This is a genomic window from Dehalobacter sp. (genome assembly GCA_023667845.1).
Taxonomy (GTDB): domain Bacteria; phylum Bacillota; class Desulfitobacteriia; order Desulfitobacteriales; family Syntrophobotulaceae; genus Dehalobacter.
The window spans coordinates 1-1,696 of the sequence record JAMPIU010000021.1; the positions used below are offsets into that span (position 1 = coordinate 1).

A 1,696-nucleotide genomic window follows, 5' to 3' on the forward strand; every position below is an offset into this window, starting at 1 on the left:
GAACACTTGACAAGGGACACGGTCTGGGTCATGCAGAAACTCTTTGCCTCCGGGGCAGACGGTGTTAACTTTGACACAACGGCCGCAGCAGGTGACGGAGACATGTATGGTACACTCCATGCAATTGAGGCCCTTAGAAAAGAGTTCCCTGATATGTACATTGAAGCAGGGATGGCTGGAGAATGCGTACTTGGTATGCACGGAAACCTTCAGTATGATGGAGTAACCCTTGCAGGTCTCTGGCCTCACCAGCAGGCCCCTCTGATCGCAAAGGCAGGAGCAAACGTTTTCGGCCCAGTGTGCAACACCAATACCAGCAAGACCTCAGCCTGGAACCTTGCCCGTGCAGTTACTTTCATGAAGGCAGCTGTTGAAGCTTCTCCAATCCCCTGCCATGTTGACATGGGAATGGGCGTTGGCGGAATCCCAATGCTTGAAACGCCTCCTATTGATGCCGTTACAAGGGCCAGCAAAGCAATGGTTGAAATTGCAGGCGTAGACGGCATATAGATCGGGGTCGGCGACCCGCTGGGTATGCCGATTTCCCACATTATGGCTTCAGGTATGACAGGCATGAGAGCTGCAGGAGACCTTGTTGCAAGGATGGAGTTTTCAAAGAATATGCGCATAGGCGAGGCAAAAGAATACGTCGCAAAGAAACTCGGGGTCGACAAGATGGATCTCGTAGACGAGCACGTTATGCGCGAACTGCGTGAGGAACTCGATATCGGGGTCATAACTTCAGTACCAGGTGCTGCAAAAGGTATTGCCGCAAAGATGAACATCGAAAAGGTGCTCGATATTAAGATTAATTCCTGCAACCTATTCAGAAAGCAGATAGCTTAAGAAAAGAATTCAGGTAGCAACCTGAGTATTCCTAAACAGTAGGGATAAACAAGATCCAGACTTGACAAAACAGGACCTGCCAAAAAACAGCAGTAGAATAGCTATTACAGTAAAATAGCTATTAAACCCTTCAGGCAGGTCCTAAAAATTATTCCTTGGGAAAATAGCGACCACCTTCCCTGCTGTTGTTTCTACTTTTTATAGAGTTTACTTACCTCCTAATACAGCTAGCGAATACTCGATTATATCCTGCCCTGTAGCCATTACTGTATCCGACTGGGCATCCGCGTTTGGAGTCGGGAGGAGTTTCATTTACTGACGCAGTGGTTGTTGAAGCTACAAAAGATATTACCAGGAAAATAGATGATGTCCTTTTTACTGTTAATTTTCCAATTCGCCCTCCTATTTTGTTCATCCTATTTTGTTCAATTTGATACGACTAGAACTACTGATTTTTCAATTCACTTCCCCACGGCAAAGGCACTAAGTAAATATTATTTAATTTAATTTAATTTAATTTAATTTAATTTAATAGTGATTTTACCAAATAGTTATTTTACCAGCGAGTCATTTATAACAATTTGAGGTATTTCTAATGAAGAAAGTAATATTTACCATGTTAATGGTCAGTCTATTAGCAGTTAGTGTTGCTGGCTGTGCGTCTACACAGGATGTGGCACCCAGCAATGCCAATGAAGCAGTATACCCTGCAATTTCTGGAACCTCATCAGTAAATGAAACTACTACCAACACGGGTAATAGCACGGATAATATTACTGCAGACAGAGCAAAGAAAATCGCTCTTGCTCATGCCGGACTTACAGAAGCCAACGTTACTTTTGTTAAGGCA

The 1,696-nt window shown here is 44.0% G+C and carries 1 protein-coding gene and 1 pseudogene; both read left to right on the plus strand.

What is annotated here, in order from left to right:
• The first annotated feature begins 30 nt into the window (after positions 1-30).
• Positions 31-846: pseudogene (gene mtbB, locus NC238_01210) on the plus strand ([dimethylamine--corrinoid protein] Co-methyltransferase).
• A 595-nt stretch (positions 847-1,441) separates the two neighbouring features.
• On the plus strand, positions 1,442-1,696 hold a 255-nt coding region (locus tag NC238_01215; protein MCM1564575.1), incomplete at its 3' end, for a hypothetical protein.